Genomic DNA, 2,481 nt, shown 5'->3' with positions numbered 1-2,481 from the left:
ATCTCCGAGGGCGAGGCTGTTGCTGCCGCGGCTGGATACCCCGTGAGCCAGGCTGGTCATCAGGGATCGCTCAATCTGCTGACCGAAGAAGGCTCAGGGTTTACCTCCTCGCTGTACCGTGATCTGGCCTCCGGGCATGCTCACGAGGGTGAGCATATCCTTGGAGAGATGGCCGTTCAGGCGCGCAGATTGGGCGTTTCTACCCCGTTGCTGGATCTCACTTTGCTGCAGATTCGCACCGATACTGGCACAATCGGCTAGGCTAAAAACCATGCGATTTCTTCCCGGTCAAGAGCCAGCACACGATCTGACCTACGGCGATGTTTTTCTGGTCCCGTCACATTCGGACGTGACCTCGCGCTTTGACGTTGACCTTGCCACGAGTGATGGGACGGGCACCACCATTCCGCTCATCGTGGCCAACATGACGGCCGTTTCGGGACGGCGCATGGCCGAAACGGTTGCGCGCCGCGGCGGCATGGCCATCATCCCGCAGGACATCCCGGCTGATGTTGTAGCGAAGGTTGCGCGCAGGGTCAAGGCAGCACACCCAGTGATCGATACAGCAATCACGGTGGCTCCGGATGATCCGATTGCGACCGTCATGTCGCTCATTCCACGCAGGACTCACGGTGCAGCGGTGGTGGTGGATGGCGGCCGGCCGGTCGGCATTATTTCCACATCGGATTGCGAAGGCCAGGAGCGGTTTGCTCAAGCCCATGCCGTGATGACACCCGAGCCGGAAACTCTCGACCTCTCGGACATAGGAACAGACGGTGCGGGACTACGCGCCGTTTACGAAAACCTGCGCTACCGCCGCCGGACCTTCGTTCCCGTGGTGGATGAAGGAAAGCTGGTTGGCGTTCTGACTGCCAAGGGAATCGTGCGTTCGAGCATGTACAAGCCCGCAGTAGACAACGCCGGGGGTTTCCGCATCGGTGCGGCCATCGGGATTAATGGTGATATCGAGGCCCGCGTAGCCGCCATGATGGACGTGGGCGTGGATACCCTCGTGGTGGATACAGCGCACGGTCATCAGGAGAAGATGATCAGTGCCCTTCGCCGCGTCAAGGCGATGAACCCAGGTGTTCCGATCGTGGCCGGAAACATCGTGACGGCCGCCGGAGTGGAAGAGCTCGTGGAGGCTGGTGCTGACATCATCAAAGTGGGCGTTGGTCCTGGCGCCATGTGTACCACGCGCATGCAGACGGCGGTTGGCCGGCCCCAGTTCTCCGCCGTCTACGAGTGCGCGCAGGCCGCCGAGAGGCTGGGCAAACACGTGTGGGCGGACGGGGGAGTGCGTCACCCACGCGACATCGCGCTGGCCATTGCTGCCGGCGCCAGTCAGGTCATGGTGGGTTCGTGGTTCGCGGGCACCTTGGAATCACCCGGTGTTCTGCAAACCGATAACGATGGCCGGCTGTACAAGGAAAGCTTTGGTATGGCCTCCGCGAGAGCAGTAGCCGCCCGCACGGCTGGCACCGATTCGTTCGAACGGGCACGCAAAGCGTTGTACGAAGAAGGCATTTCCTCCTCGAGGATGTACCTTGATCCGCAGCGCCCCGGAGTTGAGGACCTGATTGACGAGATCACGTCCGGGTTACGTTCCTCGTGCACCTATGCTGGGGCGCGCAACCTCCGCGAGTTCGCAGATCGTGCCATCGCGGGCGTGCAGTCTGCTGCCGGCTATCAAGAGGGACGGCCACTGCCCAAGGGATGGTAGGGGAGAAGGGGATGGGTGCTTCGTCGTCGTCGTCGGCAAACGAAATCGCCCCCGAACTGGCTGGGGAGATACTCGATAATCTGCGGACCCAATCACGCGTGATCGTTGGTATCGCAGGTGAACCCGGCGCGGGGAAGTCCACTCTGTCCGGAAGAATTCGTGATCTGCTGGAAGCCGAAGGCATCGCGGCGGCCGTGGTGCCCATGGACGGTTTTCATCTGGCGAACGAGGTTCTTAAGGAACTTGGCCGGCGCGACCGGAAGGGCGCTATCGATACCTTTGATGCCGATGGATACGTCGCGATGTTGCGCCGTATCCGCGCCGCCGAGCCGGGTACCGTGTATGCGCCACGTTATGATCGCGGGGCCAGCCACGGGGTAGCTGGGGCCATTCCTGTGGGGCCCGAATGCCGGGTGGTGCTGACCGAGGGCAACTATCTACTGGATTCCGATAGCCCGTGGCGGGAGATTCCGGGGCTTCTTGACGCCGTGTGGTTCGTCCAGATTGATCCGGCGCTGCGGCGTGAACGGCTCATTGCCCGGCACATCGCAAGTGGGAAGGCGCCGGAGTTCGCCGAATACTGGGTGGACAACGTGGATGAGCCGAATGCTCGGCGGATTCGCGCGGTGGCCGGGCGCGCCCATCGGATCGTGGATCCGGGTTAGCGCCGTGATTCGCCGACAGCTTCAAACTGTCGGGATGACAGTGTTGTGGTGCAGGAGATTGGAATAGGGTGTCGCGGGGCATTGGAATGGCCT

General features: G+C 62.0%; 3 protein-coding genes. All 3 read left to right on the top strand.

What is annotated here, in order from left to right; all coding sequences use genetic code 11:
- The coding region (locus ACTHV6_RS11115) for a ketopantoate reductase C-terminal domain-containing protein (protein ID WP_441387629.1) at positions 1-261 on the top strand (261 nt) is incomplete at its 5' end.
- A 10-nt stretch (positions 262-271) separates the two neighbouring features.
- Entirely contained in the window at positions 272-1,723 is a 1,452-nt protein-coding gene (locus ACTHV6_RS11110; protein WP_441387627.1) for a GuaB1 family IMP dehydrogenase-related protein, read from the top strand.
- A gap of 11 nt (positions 1,724-1,734) precedes the next feature.
- Complete coding sequence (locus ACTHV6_RS11105) at positions 1,735-2,388, top strand: nucleoside/nucleotide kinase family protein (protein WP_441387626.1); 654 nt, start codon at positions 1,735-1,737, stop codon at positions 2,386-2,388.
- Positions 2,389-2,481: the final 93 nt, after the last annotated feature.

It is taken from the genome of Ancrocorticia sp. (assembly GCF_052089425.1).
In the GTDB taxonomy this organism is placed as follows: domain Bacteria; phylum Actinomycetota; class Actinomycetes; order Actinomycetales; family Actinomycetaceae; genus Ancrocorticia.
Note: the sequence above shows the minus strand (reverse complement) of the source record. Positions and strands in the feature narration are given on the sequence as shown.

Coding starts and splice junctions, on each gene's coding strand:
- ACTHV6_RS11110 (WP_441387627.1), top strand. CDS start 272: ATGCGATTTCTTCCCGGTCAAGAGCCAGCACACGATCTGACCTACGGC.
- ACTHV6_RS11105 (WP_441387626.1), top strand. CDS start 1,735: ATGGGTGCTTCGTCGTCGTCGTCGGCAAACGAAATCGCCCCCGAACTG.